The following is a 16888-nucleotide window of genomic DNA, read 5'->3' as shown; positions in this document are numbered from 1 at the left end:
CGTAGACGATATCTACTGTCGCACAGCGACCCGATCACGCGCGTTATAGCGAGTATACTATTCCCCCTCCCGAGAGCAGACCGCGATATCAATGTCGGATGGGGATCAGCTGCCGCTAGAGTGGGGGAACGGTGAGAGTCCGGGCGAAACCACTGCCGAAACAACAGTGGTCGGCTGTGACGGTGCCGGACGCGTGTATCGCCGGAGCAGTAGCAGATTTGGCGGCGAGTCCAAAGCACACACAGTTACCGCGCTGGACGATGTATCACTACAACTATCGCCCGGCGAGTTCGTCGGTATCGCCGGCCCCAGTGGAAGTGGGAAGTCGACGCTGCTACATCTGCTTGCAGGACTCGATGCACCGACCTCCGGGACCGTCTCAGTCGCCGGGACCGACGTTGGGAGCCTTACAAAACGAGAGCGAACGCGACTCCGACTCACTCACGTCGGGATTGTTTTCCAGCGCTTTCACCTTCTCCCAGCGCTGTCGGCACGAGCAAACGTGGCGCTACCACTCATCGAACGCGGGGTGCCGAAAGCGACTCGGCGGGAGCGCTCGAAAGCGTTACTCGACCGAGTCGGCCTCGGCGAGCGAGCGACACACAAACCCGGTGCATTGAGCGGCGGCGAGCAACAACGGGTGGCTGTCGCACGGGCGCTGGCAACCGAACCGTCGCTCCTCGTCGCTGACGAACCCACTGGCGAACTCGACACAGCAACTGGTGAACGGATCCTCGACCAGTTCGAATCGCTCGCTGCTGACGGGGATCGAGCTGTGGTGCTTGCCTCCCACGACGAACGTGCTCTGCAGCGGACCGACCGAGTGATTCGGTTGCGCGACGGCGAGGTCGTCAATGCGTGAGTGTGGTCGGCGCCACCTCGCACTCGTCGCCCTCGGCGTTCGGCGCGTCGTTGGCCGCGCGACCGGGGTCTCGCCCCGACGCGTCATTCTAAGTATCCTTGCAGTCGCCGTCGCGATCGGGTTCGTGGTCACCGTCAGCGGGATTGCACTCGGACTCGCCTCACAGTCGACGGTCCGGAGTGACGCAGTCGACTACTGGATCGTCCCTGAAGATGGTGGCACGACGACTGCTGTCGCCGTCGACGGCCCGAAACTCGGTGCCGTCCACGAGACAGCAGCGAGCCTCTCGACAGACGACCGCATCGATCACGCGACGCCAGTCCAGATGGCGTTGCTACCGGTTCAAACACCCGGGACAGAGGGCGAGGAGTACGTCCTCGCGGTAGGAGTCGTGCCAGACGAAAATGCGGCGCGTATCGCGGGCCTCTCGACGCAGCCGCTGCAATCGGCTGATCCGTATTACGCTGACGGTGACTACGACGGACCCTGGACCGGCGAAGCGGTCGTCAGCGAGGCCGTTGGGGAACTTCTTGGGGTTGCCGAGGGGGACTCGATCCGCCCGCGAACGGACGACCAATCGCGTTCATTCACCGTCACGCATGTCGACAATGCGGGCCTCTCGACAGGTGGCGGATCAGTGCCGGTGATGCTTGTCCATCTGAGTGAACTCCAGTCACTCACGGGGGCTGAGACAGCCGACCAAGCAAATCAGATTCTCGTTCGTACTGACGCACCAGGCGTCGAGAGCCAGCTTACACAGGCCTATCCGCGGACGACGGTCGTCTCGAAAGGTGGCCTCTCCGCTCGCAGACTCGGGACATCGAACCTCGCACTAGCCATTGGTGTAGCTGCGTTTCTTGTCGTCTTCGTCATCGGCGTGCTCTTCGTCGCGACAATGATGGGCCTAGAGATTACTGCCGACCGACAACAACTTGCTGTCCTTGATGCGGTCGGTTTTTCGCCGTGGTCACGTGCGCAGGTCATTCTCGCTGAGACCCTCTCAATTACCGTCTGTGGTGGCTGCTGTGGCGTGCTGCTCGGAAGCGGGGGAATCGTGGTGACGAACCTACTCGTCGAACAGTATCTCCCGGTCCCAGCAGTCGCTCGGTTCCACCCTGCGCTCATCGTCTACGGTCTCGGCATCGCGGTCCTTATAGGTCTCTTTGCTGCTCCGTATCCCGTGTTTCTCTCTCATCGGACAGTGGGGCAGGAGGACCTCCTCCAATGACTCGCCTGTTCCATCGCCTCAGAGCAATGCTCGGTCTCGGGGGTGCACACCTCCGCCATGACCGTGGACGAACCATTCTCGCAGTACTAGGTGTCGCCGTTGCGGTCCTCGCGACGACTGTCTTAGCGAGCGTCGGTGTCGGCGTTGTTGAGACCGGCACCCAAAAGTTCGATACCGCGGATCGGGATCTCTGGGTCACTGGCGGACCGATCCAATTCGCTCCGGAGAGCGTTGGTGGTGTCGAAAACGGCATTGTGGATGCCCATCAGGTATCGACCGAAATCGAGTCGCGAAAGGAAGTGCGGGCAGCTGTCCCACTTGCCTTTCAGACGGTGTATGTCGGGACAAACACCTCTGAGTTCAAGACGATGGTCGCCGCAGGGGTGCCAGGCGGTGGCCCCTCCGTCGACATCACGAAAGGACCTGGGTTCGAACGAGACGATGTTCACTACGCGAACGGTACCTACAACGGGCCCATGACTCGCGCCATCGTTCTCGACCCACAGACCGCACAGCGGTTTGGCGTTGAACCCGGTGACACACTGTATGTCGGGGGCACTATCGCAGGTGCGAAGGAAAACGCATTCACGGTGGTCGGTATTTCACCCACGTACTCTCGATTCCTCGGGACCGGCACGGCGACGATGCATCTAAGCGAGTTACAGTCACTTTCCGGGACCACTGGCGCCGACCGAGCGACCCTCGTGACGATCCGTCTCGAAGATGGCGTCAGCGCTGGCCCGGTCAAACAGACACTCCAGCAACAGTACCCGACGTACACGGTCCGAACGAATCGCGAGCAGCTGCAAGCAACGCTTGAACGACAAGCACTCGTCGTGGCCAGCGGTATTAGCCTCGTGGTGCTCGCGGTGCTGGCTGGGACGGCGCTCACGGTGAATCTGTTACTCTCATTCATCTATCAGCAGCGGCGCGAGCTCGCCGCGCTCAATGCACTAGGATGTTCGCCAACGACACTGACAGGTGTCGTGGTGTCACAGGCGATACTACTGAGCATAGTCGGTAGTATCATCGGGCTGCTGACAACATATCCGGTCGTAGCTGGCCTCAACTACGTGACCGCAGCTATCGTGGGGTTCGAAAATCTCGTCCATACACCACCGCTGTTGCTGCCGATTGGCTTCAGTATCACCATCGGGATGAGTCTCGTAAGTGCAATTGTCGCTGGCTGGCGTCTCAGCCGCCTCGAACCGATGTCAACATTACGTAGCTAACGAGCGTTCTGCCGGGGAACTCGTTCCATCAAGCTAGCCGCCGATTGAGCTGATCACAGGCGATCCAAGTTGCGTGCCTCACTGGCGTCCGAGACCACGAAGCCGTTACTTCGTAGATACTGTTCACCTTCGCCGGTAGTAGCTCATGAAATTCAGAGATATAATAACAACATGCCGGAGCCTACCCCACATACTGCGTGGGATAGATGACCCACACAGTCGTGTCGTAATGATGGCAGTGGCGTGTCTTCATGAAGACGTGGAGGCCGCCCTGACTGCCGAACTCGGCAAGGAGCCACATCGTCAAACGGTCAAACGTGTCTGGGAGAAGCTGATCAAGGTTGGCGGCGACGACCCCGTCGAGAAGACACGACAGGTCGGTCGAGACCAGACACAGACCAAATTGTTGGCGATGGATAGCGACACTGCCGAAGGATTGGTCGAGCAACGCTACGTCGGCTTAGATTTGCTGGAGGACAGCGACCGAAAAGCAACGACTGGTGGTGTCACACCCGTTGTGGTGGAGTCGTCCGAGTAACCCTGTGACGAGCACGGTCTAAGAAGGGAATCGACACGGGACCAACCTTAACGAACGCGGTGGCACATGGCCTGCTGCCGCTGGCGTTGCTGTTTGGTAGCTGCAGGAACCGGGAACGAACCCCTCTTTGCAGGAGTGGCGTGAGTGGTCGTAACACGAACGGAGCGACCAGTCCCGAACTCCGGTTCACAACGGGTGTGACGGACCAATCCACAGGCGGTTCACGGCAAGTGCCCCAGGGCTTGTCCCTGAGGTACTTCACTACATTACTGCCAGGCAATATCTGTCTGGAGATTCAACAGTATCTTCGTACTGGCTGTCCATCGTCCTGCCTCTCAGTGAGCCGGTACCAGCCGTTACATCTTTTACACGCTGACACCAATTACACACTATGCCGATTGATATCGAACGCTTCGAGGAGGGGACCGGCGAAGAACTCCGATCAGGCGGCCGCACGAACGCTGAGGAAATCCTTTCCTTTCTCGCAGCTCATCCAGACCAGGCATACACACCGAAAGAAATCCACGAAGCGACCGCTGTCGCACGCGGAAGTATCGGCGTCGTTCTCTCACGACTCGAGGATCGTGACCTCGTCCGGCACCGCGGCGAGTATTGGGCGATCAGTGACGACGTTGACGTCGATAAAACACTGTCTGCAATGGCAACAGCACGTGCCGCGACCGATCGCCTCGGTACGGAAGACCCCGCTGAGTGGGGTCCCGGTGCCGACGACGCCGAGGACGAGGAGTGATGGCATACGAGCAAGGCGACGTCTGGTGGGGACCAGCCCCGCATAAGTCTGGGCCGTCGTACCGACCATGGGTTATCATCAGTGACGACTCCCATCCGTTTTCTCATACTGAGTGTATCGCGCTCGCGATGACGACCCAGCGGCACTCCGGCGCAGTCGCTGTCGCAGATGCCGCCTGGCTCGACGGTGGGTCAGCCAAAGACGCCTACATTTCGCCCTGGTATACAGCAACGATCAAACATCGAGATCTCGACCGCCGGTAAGGGAAACTGACACCAACCGTCGTCGGTGAGGCGATTATCGAACTCCACCGGTACACTCCAGCCCCTACCAACTGATACCCTACTGCCTGCAGAAGCTGAAAGGGAAGTTGACTATGGGGAACCACTCCTGAAGTGAGCGTTATCACAATATACTGCTCGCCATGGAACAGATGCCCTTCGTGGTTCGAGAGAATCAGCCACGGTCGGGTGTCTTCCCACCTGTCAACTACCCCACCCTACTTCGCTCACCCTGACGGGTTCGCTCGGGAGCGAGCGGGCTCTGCTGCACGAAGAACTGGCGTTTAAATGCCCGCTCGACAACACTGAAACATGACTACAGCACGGTGGTCCTCGGGATTCGGATTCGTGCTCGCGACGGTTGGAGCCGCGGTTGGCCTCGGGAACATCTGGCGGTTCTCGGCTGTCGTCGGTCAGAACGGCGGCGGTGCCTATCTCGTACCCTACTTGATCGCAGCCTTCATCTGTGCAGTGCCGATGCTCATCTTGGAACTCTCCATCGGGCGGTCCCTCCGGACGGACGTCGTCTCTGCCTTTCGATCGATCAAAACGGAATACACAGCGCTCGGGTGGCTCGTTCTCGGCGGCGTCCTCCTTATCCTCAGTTACTATCTCGTCCTCACGGGGTGGGTACTCGGATTTTCCCTCTCGTGGGGTCTCGGTTCACAGACCACGTTTGCTTCGTTTACCGCGAGCTGGCAGCCCATCGGATACTTCATCGTTGCAACGGCAGTGACTGGCGGTGTCGTCTCAATGGGTGTCCGCGACGGTATCGAACGTATGTCAAAAGTAGTGATGCCGACCGTGTTCGTGCTTCTCGCCGTGCTTGCACTGTACGCGGTGACGCTCCCCGAATGGACGCAGGCCGCTTCCTTCCTGTTCACACCGGAGTTTTCGGTGCTCACGGATCTCGGTATCTGGAGTGCCGCCTTCGGACAGGTCTTCTTCTCGATGTCCGTCGGCCAAGGAATCATGCTCACTTATGGGAGTTATGTGGATGCGAAGACGAATCTCCTCAGATCGGCGTTCGTGATCACGGTCGCCGATATCGGAGCGGCCATTATCGCCGGTCTCGTTATCTTCCCGGTCGTATTCAGCTTTGGCCTCCAGCCAACCCTCGGAACGGAACTCGCATTCACGACGCTACCGACGGCGTTCGCGGCGATGCCGTTTGGACGGCTCATTGCGGTGGGCTTCTTTGGGCTCCTCTTTTTCGCCGCCCTGTCGTCGTCCGTGGCGCTCCTCGAGGTCGGCGTCGCCGCCGTGGAGAACACGACGCGACTCTCTCGTCGGCAAGCGACGCTACTGTTGACGGGTGGGGTGTTCGTCGCCGGCGTTCCCTCCGCGTTGAGCTATAGTCCTGTTGGCCTCGCTGTCGCAGGGCGACCGATTTTGGACTTAGTAGACGAGTCGGTCGGGACGTTTGCACTCCCCATCTCGGCGCTCTGTCTCCTGTTCGCCTTCGTCTGGGTCGCAGATCTCGAGATCATTCACGAGGAACTCGGGCGGCTCTACCCGCTAGTTCGGTATCTGATTCCGATAGTTCTCGTCGTCGTCATCGCCGCACAGGGCGTCGGTATCGTCCATCCGGCGTGGCGACTTATCGTCGATCACGCCCGAAACGGCTCGCTCGGTCTGCTCGTCGCTGCCGTCCTGTTACTATCGTTTGCAATACTGGGATGGGAACTTCGGGACCGCCTTCGGACTCCGCCTCGCCTCCGCAGTCGGCGGCGCTGATCCGATATTGCGGTAACTTGACATCCCCCTCCGCCTGAACGCGGAGAAATCTCGGGCGGCGGGAGTTTCAGGTTTGCAGTCTCATCGGCGAACTACCAGTGCCTGCCAAGAGCTTCGTGTTCATGGCGGACTGCGCGTACTGAGGGGTGGCGGAAAAGCTGTCTGACTTTGGACAATCGCTGGAAGGCAGAGACGACGAGTCGGGAAAGGCCCGCGACGCGTACTGGCGCCCCTCTCGCGTATAGTGACTTCCCAGAATTCGACAGCACCGACACAGACGAATACTAGCGACATGGTATCGCAATCCTCTATCCATCGCGAATGACCGTCGCACGGGTACGGGTGAGTTGTTGGAGTGCCTAGCTGCTGCGCTCCGCACGCCACTCTTGGATACCGCCGACTAGCGTATTGACCAAGAGCACCACAGCGATGAATCCGGCGTCAGTCTCATCGCCGATGGCGAACGAGACGATTGCTGCGATGGCGAGAATGTAGATGAGCGGGTTCTTGAACTGACGAAGGAAGATCTGCCACACGGTGACCGGCTTTGCCTTCGGCAGGCGATTTGGGCCGTAATCCGAGCGTCGGCTTTCAGCTTCCTCGGTTGAGAGACCATCTGAATTGGCGTCAAGAGAGTCGTAAATCTGGCTTAGCCCCCGCGAATACCAGGATTCGGTGTCCGTCGAAGCGGAGACAGCCATTAGTTACTGGAAGTACGCCGGGGGACGACTTAGTGGTCAGTGTCGAGTACAGAAGCAGGGCGTCATTTGACTAACGGGGTGATTCAGGATGGAGTCAGTGTTGAGAACGGTAGATTCTACGTGTGAGACAGACCAAGAGTCATTACTGACCGCTGGTTCACTCTGGCTGACGAACGGTCATTACAGGAACTGGTGACGTGCGCACTGTCTTTTCGGCGACGCTTCCCAAGAGGTATCGCTCGATCCCACTGCGTCCGTGGGTGCCCATCACGACGAGATCAATATCGTGCTCCTCAACGTAGGAACGAATTCCTCGGTAGGGGCTCCCATGTTTAATCGCGGTTTCGACCGCAGACACGGAGGCTTGGGTTGCTTGCTCTTCGATGATTTCTACTGCCGACTCTGCTGATTCTTCCAGCGCATCGAGAACCCCCACTGATCGGACATCGACGCCCATCGCCATCGTATCGATGACTGAGAGGGCATGTAGACGAGCATCGTAAGTGCTCGCAATATCGACAGCTGGGCCAATAGCGGCCTCTGATCCCTCACTCCCGTCGGTTGGCACCAAGATATCAGTATAGGGGTAGGTGACCTCGGCATCGTTTTCCGCCTTGACCGTTAATACTGGCACATCCGAGAGCCGGACAACCTTCTCGGTGACACTCCCGAGCAAATATCGCTCGACGCCGGTCCGACCGTGTGTCCCCATCACAACGAGATCAATGTCCTGTTCGGTCGCGTACCGTAGAATCGCTTTGTGGGGGATGTCAGTACGGACGGCTTGTTCAACAGGGACGCCACTCTCGGAAAGGTCGTTGCAGGCCCTTTCAGCGATTGCTTCACGTTCTTTCTTGACTTCATCGGACTGTGGGCCATCTTCGAGTGTCCTGGAATCGGCGACAGATAGTGCGTGTACTCTCCCATTGTAGCGTGTCGCTATATCCGCGGCGTGCCCGACAGCTGCTTGTGCACAGTCACTTCCGTCAGTCGGAACGAGGATGTTGTCGAACATCGGTAGATAGCACCGAATTCGTTCAGGAACTATATCAAAGATAGGAACAGTCACTTCTCACAACACGCTCGCGCGCTTCCTCGCCGCAGGAATTCACGCCTCCATTGGCATTCTACTATCGTTGGCAATTGGCGCCGTAATCGTGCACTTTCGACGATCATCGTCGCGGTCAACGCCTGCTGAAGGTGTCGATCGCTCTGCATGACGACGCTAATCATCAGGGCTACAGGTTGGCCGACCAGACGACAACGGAAAACTGGCTCTTGACCCAGGCAAACCGGGCGGAATGATCATCGCGGGTCACGATGGGAACAGAGTACTGCCGTTGCTCCCGAGTCGGAGCCCACGTTTTCAGCGTCGCATTCGACCAGACAATTGTGTCGCCAAACGGTGGCCCGAGTTCGCAACCGAACGGACTGATGGCAGTGGCGTCTTCTTCACGAAGGATGACGTGGAGACCGCTCTGACCGCTGAGCTTGGGAAAGAGCCGCATCGTCAAACGGTCAAGTGGGTCTGGGAGAAACTACAGGAATAGGTGGAGATGACCTTGTCGCGAAGACCCGGCAGGGCGGTCGGGACTAGACACAGACCGAGTTGCTAGCGATGGACGCCGAGACTGCCGAAGGATTGGTCGAGCAACGCTACGTCGGCCTCGATTTGCTGGAAAACAGCGACCGGAAAGCAATGACGGGTGGCGTCACACCCGTTGTGGTGGAGTCTTCGGGATAACCTCGTGACGAGCACGTCCTAACGACTGAATCGGCACGGAACCGACACTGATGGACGCGGTGGCACGTGCCCTGCCGTCGCCGACGCTGCTGTGTGCTAGCTGCCGGAACCGGGAGCGACCCTCTTTGTGCAGGATGCTAGTAGTGTTTATAACACGAACGAAGCGACCAGTTCCAAACTACTGTTACAACGGGTGTGACGCTACCAGAAATCCGTTGGAATACAGTGGAACAATCCCTTATTAGAGCGATAATAAAACAGCCATCACCAGTAGCAGTGATACGATGTCGAAAGAGACGAGCCGTCGAAATATTCTGAAGAGTGTCGCGAGCGCAGGCGCCGCCCTCCCGTTGCTCTCGAGTGAGGTCGCGGCCGCTCAGCCAACATGCCGCACCGCGACTGCAACACTCCCCGCCGACGCCTGGCCGATGATTGGTCACGACGCCGGTCGGACGTACCACAATCCGGGAACCAGCGGCCCGCAAACGGGAGTCAGCGAGCGCTGGGCAGCGTCGATCTCCACTCGTGAATTCCCCCCGACCGTCGCTGATGGCAGGGCCTACATCGGTGGCGCGTCGCTCCGTGCACTCGACATAGACGACGGTAGCCAAACCTGGGCGCGGAGTCCCCCAAACTGCCGGTACACGGCGCCCACTATCGGTCCCGAGGCCGTCTATTCGGCCGTGACCAATCAAGACGATGGCGAACGAAACGTGACGATCCAAGCCTTCGATGCCGCGGACGGCACACGTCGCTGGGCAACGGACCCGCTCGTCGAAGGCGACTCCGTAGCGGCCTCGGCTCCAGCTCTCGTCGACGGGATGATATTCGGGCTAGTCCGCTCCGGGCAGGAACGGTTCTTCTATGCGGTCTCGCTCGATTCCCGAGCGGTCGAATGGCGACACACTGTGGCGGAGCCCGTTAAGGAATTCGCAGTCACGGACGGGACGCTGGTCTACGCAATCGAGGAGCAAGTTCGTGCTGTCTCCACCACTGACGACACAGTGCAGTGGGCCGTCAACAGTCCACCTGTCCAGGGTCTCGCAGCCGCTTCCGGAACAGTCGTCGTAGTATCTGGGGACAGCCTCACTGCGCTGGCTACCGAAGACGGAACCGAACGCTGGCGCTCCGAACTCGAGCCGATCGTCGAACCGGGGTTCGAGGGGTCAAACCGTTTCAGCCAGCCCGCAATCGCCGACGGGTCGGTTATCATCGGGACAGCCTCTTCGCTCTTGCCGAGAGTCATAGAGGAGGGTGGGGCGACGCTGTACAAACGGGACCTAGTGACCGGTGACAGACAGGAGACACGCGCAGCCGTGCTGCGGCCCACCGTCCCGGACGACTTCGACTTCTTCAACGAAATTCCATCCGTCAGCTACGGCTGGGGGCGCCCAGCTGTAAGTTCGGACACGATATTCGTCCCGCAGTACGGTTCAATCGACGGCGGTTCGGGCTTTAGAAGTGACCAATCAGGTCTGGTCGCCCTCGATCGGGAAACGTTCGAAGTTCAGTGGACCTCGACAGACGTTTCGCCCGTACCCGTCATCGTCGCCGAGGATCGCCTCTTCGCGATGTCGACCCGCTCCTACGAATCTTTCCTCACGATGCTCGAAGAGCCAGCGACGAACGACACGTGACAGCACCCATTCTAGTAGAGTCGTCACCCTGATCCCGTAATGGACACCTCTAAAAAGGGGATCGGTAGAGAATCGGCGTTGATGGACGCGGTGGCACGTGCCCTGCTGCCGCTGGCGTTGCTGTGTGGTAGCTGCAGAACTCGGGAGCGCCCTCAGTTGTACAGGAGTGGCGTGAGTGGTCGTCACACGAACGGAGCGACAAGTCTCAACTTCTATAGTAATCTTCAGAAGTATCTACACACAGCACTCAGCGTGCGTCTGAAAATTAACGCGTAGCAGCCCTGTTTACCAAGAGACCCTGCAAAGACTTTCAGATTCTACTATAGTTCACAACGGATATAACGACTCTCTAAGCTCAGCCCGCCTCTAGGAGAGATGTTCGGAGTTGTTCAGCAGGCGATCCACAGTTGGGACCAATATCGATCGTCTCGATGAATCTGTTCCAAGATGAGTACTAGCGTGGCCTCTCCCCCAGCCGCCACTCTCAATCCCTCACAACACGCATCGAGCAACCCCTCGACACAACCCCCAATCGACGAGCGCACCGCCGTGCCACTGCCCGTTACCGGACACACTCACCAGCAAGCTGGCCAACTATGGCCACCCACACCCGATCACTACCGATAGCACTCCCGGATAGTCCCACCAGCAGGCACACAAAAGCGAGGTCGACCTGACAACGACCTCGCAGAGACACCTACTGACGCTGGGGTGGCTGTGGAGTGAGTCAGTCCTACCAAAAGCTGTATCCCGGCGTCTATCTGTGTGTTGTTCGTCAGCGATTGTCAATGTTATCACTAGCATCTGCTTGCCGGCAAGGAACACCGACGACCGGTGAGCGAGGGACGACGGCAGTCATTGAGTGGCAGGTGTTCACCGACAGTCGGCGGTCATTAACTCGATACGGAGCCGAGAACGCGGAAATGGACGCTGGGAAGCCGGTCGTACAGTAATTCACGATGGATTAGGGAAGACGTCCAAGCCCGTGCGGCACATGTGCGTTCATACCGACCAATATTTCGATCACACAGAACCCGACAGCAGTGGGCAGGACTTCCCAACGCAGACCAGTACGATCGATGGAGGTGTGTAACACTCTGTGCACCACTCATTCAGCGCTGTCGCTCAGCGAATTGAAACGGAAACTCCGGCAGTCGGTGCTGTCAGAAGCACTGGGCCACAGGGCTGTGGTGGTCACCTGGAGTACTACGCGGGACTACGCTGACGGTATAGATGGCTGTGGCTGTGGCTGTGGCTGAACGAGGATAGTCGCTGATGGCCCAGAAACTAATCCGCCTGTCTGACTGCAAGCGAATCAGCGCTCACACAGGCCACTCATTGACACCTGCGCTATCGGGTCGAGGACCTCGTCCACTACACCGAGTAGACCAACGAATTCGCCGTTGAGAATCCCGCTGTGCAGTATTAAGACGGCGACTACGGCCATGATGTCGTCATCGAATGCTGCACAGATGACTACTGTCAAGTATAGCATATCCAGCACCCTGTGGGAGGCCGACGTCTGGACGTGCATTGCTATTTACGACGCGGTCGTAGAAAGACCATGGGCCACGCTCGAACGGGCGATAGGACTGGAGCCACGAATCGCAGGGTGGCCGAGGGTGTCTACCGATTTGGCACGCGTCGGATCAACTGGTACGTCCTCGAAGCGGATGCAAAACTGACGATCATCGACGCTGGCCTTCCTGCCCACTGGCCGCAGCTCGGCCACTGGCTCGACGACAACGGCTACGAACTCGACGATGTCGCTGCGCTCGTGCTGACACACGCAGACGTAGACCACGTCGGCTTCGCCAAGACCATGGCCGACCGGGGCGTCCCCGTCTACTGTCATCCGAACGACGTGCCCCGGCTTCGCAGCCATCCCCAAAGCCCTCCCAGCTGGTACCTCCGAAACCTCTGGCGGCCGCGGTTTTTCGCCTACGCCCTTGAGATGCTCCGCGACGGTGTCAGGTCCGTCGAGTCGCTTGCCGATGTTGAACCGCTCACCGACGGAGATGTGCTCCCAGTGCCAGGCGAGCCACGGGTGATCTTCGCGCCCGGCCACACCGCTGGGTCGTGTGCGTTGTTCGTCGAGGACCGGAACGTCCTCTTCTGTGGCGATGTCCTCGCTACACGGAATATTTTCACCCAACAAGAGGGTGATCCACAACTCCTTGAGCCTGCCGACGATAACCACGAGGAGGCCAAGGCGTCGCTCGCTCGCCTCGAAGGCGTGGGATTGGTGACACTCCTGCCCGGACACGGAAATCCCTGGTTTGGGGATATCGAGACGGCACTCGCCCTCGCACGGTAACCCTTTCTCGGTCGCTGCTCAGCGAGATTATGCGACATCTGTAATAGCCGGACCTCCCGGATGATTCATTATAATCACTACTTGAATGGTTGTGCGCTGGAGACACAAACACGCGTCTCGTGGCTCGAGACGCCTATCGGCGACCCAACACCAAAAGCATTAATTGACTTTCGGACGAATACATTCTTACCGATTGCTGCCGGGTTCTACGGTTAGCCCCAGTGCCCGGTGAGCCTCGCTTTCGCAACCAATGAGCGAACACACACAAACGCAACAGCGAGTCGACGAAGAGGAACAGACTACAGAATCCACCTCGACAGCCTGTCCGGAGTGTTCCGGGACACTCGTCATGGACGACGAACACGGCGAGACGGTCTGTGAGGACTGCGGCCTCGTCGTCGAGGAAGATGAGATCGACCGCGGCCCGGAGTGGCGCGCCTTCAACGCCAACGAAAAAGACGAGAAGTCCCGCGTCGGCGCGCCGACAACGAACATGATGCACGACAAGGGTCTCTCGACCAACATCAGCTGGCAGAATAAAGACGCCTACGGCAATTCGCTGTCGGGCAAGCAGCGTCAGAAGATGCAGCGACTGCGCAAGTGGAACGAGCGCTTCCGCACGCGTGACTCGAAAGAGCGCAATCTCAAGCAGGCGCTGGGCGAAATCGATCGCATGGCCTCTGGACTCGGCCTACCGAAGAACGTCCGTGAGACGGCCAGCGTCATCTACCGCCGCGCCTTAGACGAGAATCTCCTGCCCGGCCGTTCTATCGAGGGCGTGGCGACGGTTTCGGTGTACGCTGCCGCTCGACAGGCCGGCGTCCCGCGATCACTCGACGAGATCACAGAAGTGTCCCGCGTCGAGAAGAGCGAGATTGCCCGTACGTACCGCTACGTCGTCCGCGAACTCGGACTGGAAATCAAACCAGCCGACCCCGAAAGCTACGTCCCCCGATTCGCCTCGGATCTCGAACTTTCCGACGAGGCCGAACATCGCGCCCGCCAACTCCTCCAGAACGCCAAAGAACAGGGCGTCCACTCCGGAAAGTCGCCGGTCGGCCTCGCCGCGGCCGCGGTGTACGCCGCCTCGCTGTTGACCAACGAGAAGGTGACACAGATGGCTGTCAGCGAGGTTGCGGACATCTCCGAAGTCACTATCCGCAACCGCTATCACGAACTGCTCGAAGCCGAGCAGGGACTTACCGTCGCGTAACGAGAGGTTCAATACGATTCAACAGTCACGCCGTCGAGCGTCTCGAAATTAGCCGTATTCTGTGTCACGACAGCCGCTCCAAAGTCTTTCACAACGGCTGATCGAAGTCACAGCACTTGCTAGATACAAGATACTACCTGACGAATGAGTTATACGTACGAATCCGTATCTGCTAGTCGATGACTGCAGTTGATCTGTCGGTGATGACGCAGGTATTTACTGAGCGGTACTCGCCGTCGCTCGCGAGATTTGCGGAGCGACCAGAGCAAGCCGACACGCTCACCGAAGCTGGAAACAACGTCGATATCGAGGCACTCGCGGCGCAGTTCAAGCAATTTGACGCACTACGGACGAGTAACGGCGTCCGGCTGCCACTCCACAAACCCGATTCAGCGGAACTCACTGGGGAGTTCGTTCGGTACACCGAGGAAAACCGTCGCACGATTATCGAGTATCACTGGGCCGCCGTCGATCGAGAGAATTTCCAATCGGTCCGGCAAGCTGGAACGAGCGCGATCGGCTGGCGACTTCGCTTCTGGACAGACGCATACGACATGCCGACTGTGCCCAGCTACATGCCGGGCGGTGACGATCAAGAAAACAAATCAGTCCTCGAACTCGTCCCGGAGCAACTCACTGCAGCCCACTGGGATGAGATGACACGCGAGGAGTTTTTCACCCACCTCGCAGACTTCGTGAAAGCTGAGAAACAACGGGATCGACGTGAGAGCATCGACAAGTACCAGTCCTTCGATCAGAACACCTACTACGCTAAGGAAGGCGGGCTACACGATGCGGTCCCAGTATACGAAGATTCGGGGGCAGACCCGACGCGATGGCACGTTTCTGCGCCCACTGAGGAGAATGACAAGACTGAGTCGAGGTATATCTGCGCTGAAACGAACCTGTGGGAGGGCACGGAGATCATGATCGATACACCACCGTGGGCCCGATCACCTGCTGGCCTTCCCGCTCTCGGCAAGGTCGTCGATTCCGAAACACGTGCACTCACCGTCATCGTCTCGGACCAAGCCGACGACCGCGACACCGCAATGCAGTCGATTCGAGAGATCTTCGATTCCGATGAGTTCGTTATCAGCCTCTATCCGATCTTCAACGCGCTGCCGTACAATCGAGAACTCGACTGTATTCGCCGCGTCCAGCAAAAATCTTCGAAGTATGCACCAATAGCAGGCAATAGCGGCCTGTCGTTCACACCGGCACGGGGACTTGCGACACAGTTCCCGAAGTTGAATGACTCACAACGGGATGCCGCCTACTACGGCCTCTGTACAGACGATATCACACTCATTCATGGGCCACCCGGTACCGGGAAAACCCGGACACTTGTTACACTCATCAAGGAACTCGTTGACCGAGGGAATCGCGTCATCGCCTGTGCCCACTCGAATCAAGCCACAGACAATCTGCTCGTCGGCACCAGCACATCAAGCGAGCCAGAGGAGGGCTCACTTCACGAGGCCGCCATTGATGGTGAGCTAGCGATTGCACGAGCTGGCTCGGGCAGTGACAACCGCGTCGTGCAACAGCACTACGTGTCACAACCCGCCAAGCAAGCAGACGTCGTCGGCGCGACCATGTCAGCTGCCGCCGAATTCGAGACGAACGAGTTCGATGTCGCGATCGTCGACGAAGCCTCGCAAGCCTCAGTGCCAGCGACGTTTGCTCCATGGCTCGCAGCGAAGCGAATGGTGCTCGCTGGCGATCACAAGCAACTCCCGCCGTACGGCAGCGACGAAATGCGGAACCGTGACCTCGAAGTGAGCCTGTACGAGCACCTCGTCAACCGATACGGACAGGAGGCCACGCAGTTACTCGATACCCAGTATCGGATGCACGAAGACATCGCCGCGTTCCCCAGCGCGGCGTTCTACGACGGGCAAGTCAAAACCGTCGACCGACCGAACGACCCATACACGCTCTGGGACCTGCCACCGATCAGTGCCCACCACGTCGTCGGTGCGGAAACACAACAGTACGGCACCTCCTATGCAAACGAGGCCGAAGCAGAGATCATCGCTCAACACGTCCACGACCTCCGCGACCGGGGCACTCCAAGTACGCATATCGGCGTCATTACCGGATACACTGGGCAGATCCAAACCATTCGCAACAAACTTGATGCCCTCCCCGTCAGCACCGACAACGTAGAAGTCGACACGGTCGACTCGTTCCAGGGCGGTGAACGAACCGTCATCCTCATGTCGTTCGTCCGGTCCAACGATGCCGGGAACGCAGGATTCCTCTCGCTTCCCGATGTTGGCCCGCGGCGTCTCAACGTCGCTCTCACCCGCGCGAAAAAACACCTCGTTCTCGTTGGTAACTGGGAGACACTCATCGCTCCAGAGTCAAACCGAGACGACTGCAGTGACGTGTATGCCGACCTCCGAACATGGCTCCTCGAAAACGACTGTTTCGAGACGACTGAGCCGATAGAACAGTAGCGATGTATCGCTACTCGTAGTGCGCTGCTATTCGACGTTCTCATCCGTGTGCTGTTGTCATGAATTGCGGGGACAATAGCCTCTGAACAGCGGTCAGACTCAGAACATGAGCGAAAACTCAAAATGTGGGTCACCAGTGTCTTTCCTGACCTCTCTATCGGAAGCATTGTCTGGACTCGATA

General features: G+C 58.7%; 13 protein-coding genes and 3 pseudogenes. 12 read left to right on the top strand and 4 right to left on the bottom strand.

The window, feature by feature from the left end; all coding sequences use genetic code 11:
• Nucleotides 1-91 precede the first annotated feature (91 nt).
• The 6 genes and pseudogenes from E4S61_RS15165 to E4S61_RS26185 all read left to right on the top strand — a co-directional run bounded on the left by E4S61_RS15165 (nt 92) and on the right by E4S61_RS26185 (nt 4874).
• Nucleotides 92-862 carry an ABC transporter ATP-binding protein gene (locus E4S61_RS15165; RefSeq protein ID WP_135304807.1) on the top strand — a complete coding sequence of 257 codons (771 nt, stop codon included), beginning with the start codon at nt 92-94 and terminating at the stop codon, nt 860-862.
• Nucleotides 855-2090, top strand: coding sequence for an ABC transporter permease (locus tag E4S61_RS15160; RefSeq protein WP_135304806.1), 1236 nt, complete (start codon nt 855-857; stop codon nt 2088-2090). The genes E4S61_RS15165 and E4S61_RS15160 overlap by 8 nt, the downstream gene beginning before the upstream one ends.
• On the top strand, nt 2087-3322 hold the full coding sequence (locus E4S61_RS15155) for an ABC transporter permease (protein WP_135304805.1): 1236 nt from the start codon (nt 2087-2089) through the stop codon (nt 3320-3322). Before E4S61_RS15160 ends, E4S61_RS15155 begins: the two co-directional genes overlap by 4 nt.
• A gap of 256 nt (nt 3323-3578) precedes the next feature.
• Nucleotides 3579-3860, top strand: a pseudogene (locus tag E4S61_RS15150) (hypothetical protein); the annotation flags it as partial.
• A 391-nt stretch (nt 3861-4251) separates the two neighbouring features.
• Nucleotides 4252-4611 (top strand): MarR family transcriptional regulator, encoded by a 360-nt coding sequence (locus E4S61_RS15145; protein ID WP_135304804.1) that lies wholly within the window; start codon nt 4252-4254, stop codon nt 4609-4611.
• Complete coding sequence (locus tag E4S61_RS26185) at nt 4611-4874, top strand: type II toxin-antitoxin system PemK/MazF family toxin (RefSeq protein ID WP_245180765.1); 264 nt, start codon at nt 4611-4613, stop codon at nt 4872-4874. Before E4S61_RS15145 ends, E4S61_RS26185 begins: the two co-directional genes overlap by 1 nt.
• Before the next feature lie 128 nt (nt 4875-5002).
• On the opposite strand, the pseudogene E4S61_RS26685 reads toward E4S61_RS26185, so the two are convergent.
• Nucleotides 5003-5089 (bottom strand): annotated as a pseudogene (locus tag E4S61_RS26685) (type II toxin-antitoxin system PemK/MazF family toxin); the annotation flags it as partial.
• A 115-nt stretch (nt 5090-5204) separates the two neighbouring features.
• Between E4S61_RS26685 and E4S61_RS15130 the strand changes: the two are divergent.
• Nucleotides 5205-6629 (top strand): sodium-dependent transporter, encoded by a 1425-nt coding sequence (locus E4S61_RS15130; protein WP_135304803.1) that lies wholly within the window; start codon nt 5205-5207, stop codon nt 6627-6629.
• A 359-nt stretch (nt 6630-6988) separates the two neighbouring features.
• Here E4S61_RS15130 and E4S61_RS15125 read toward each other — a convergent pair whose 3' ends face one another.
• Together E4S61_RS15125 and E4S61_RS15120 are read right to left on the bottom strand one after the other, a co-directional pair.
• On the bottom strand, nt 6989-7330 hold the full coding sequence (locus tag E4S61_RS15125; protein WP_245180763.1) for a cation-transporting P-type ATPase: 342 nt from the start codon (nt 7328-7330) through the stop codon (nt 6989-6991).
• 157 nt (nt 7331-7487) lie between these two features.
• Nucleotides 7488-8345: a universal stress protein gene (locus E4S61_RS15120; RefSeq protein WP_135304802.1), complete on the bottom strand. Its 858-nt coding sequence runs from the start codon at nt 8343-8345 to the stop codon at nt 7488-7490.
• Nucleotides 8346-8724: 379 nt separating this feature from the next.
• On the opposite strand from E4S61_RS15120, the pseudogene E4S61_RS15115 reads away from it, so the two are divergent.
• Together E4S61_RS15115 and E4S61_RS15110 are read left to right on the top strand one after the other, a co-directional pair.
• A pseudogene (locus E4S61_RS15115) lies at nt 8725-9074 on the top strand (hypothetical protein); the annotation flags it as partial.
• Between the two features lie 428 nt (nt 9075-9502).
• A complete protein-coding gene (locus tag E4S61_RS15110) occupies nt 9503-10711 on the top strand; it encodes an outer membrane protein assembly factor BamB family protein (protein ID WP_167768522.1) in 1209 nt (402 codons plus the stop codon).
• 1315 nt (nt 10712-12026) lie between these two features.
• On the opposite strand, the gene E4S61_RS15105 is transcribed toward E4S61_RS15110, so the two are convergent.
• Complete coding sequence (locus tag E4S61_RS15105) at nt 12027-12245, bottom strand: hypothetical protein (protein WP_135304800.1); 219 nt, start codon at nt 12243-12245, stop codon at nt 12027-12029.
• A gap of 30 nt (nt 12246-12275) precedes the next feature.
• On the opposite strand from E4S61_RS15105, the gene E4S61_RS15100 reads away from it, so the two are divergent.
• The 3 genes from E4S61_RS15100 (at nt 12276) to E4S61_RS15090 (ending at nt 16706) form a co-directional block, all read left to right on the top strand.
• Complete coding sequence (locus E4S61_RS15100; protein WP_135304799.1) at nt 12276-13028, top strand: MBL fold metallo-hydrolase; 753 nt, start codon at nt 12276-12278, stop codon at nt 13026-13028.
• Nucleotides 13029-13278: 250 nt separating this feature from the next.
• Nucleotides 13279-14241, top strand: coding sequence for a transcription initiation factor IIB (locus E4S61_RS15095; protein ID WP_135304798.1), 963 nt, complete (start codon nt 13279-13281; stop codon nt 14239-14241).
• Between the two features lie 179 nt (nt 14242-14420).
• Nucleotides 14421-16706 (top strand): AAA domain-containing protein, encoded by a 2286-nt coding sequence (locus E4S61_RS15090; RefSeq protein WP_135304797.1) that lies wholly within the window; start codon nt 14421-14423, stop codon nt 16704-16706.
• The last annotated feature ends 182 nt before the right edge of the window (nt 16707-16888 follow it).

The sequence above is a fragment of the Haloarcula amylovorans genome, from assembly GCF_004681185.1.
In the GTDB taxonomy this organism is placed as follows: domain Archaea; phylum Halobacteriota; class Halobacteria; order Halobacteriales; family Haloarculaceae; genus Haloarcula; species Haloarcula amylovorans.
Note: the sequence above shows the minus strand (reverse complement) of the source record. Positions and strands in the feature narration are given on the sequence as shown.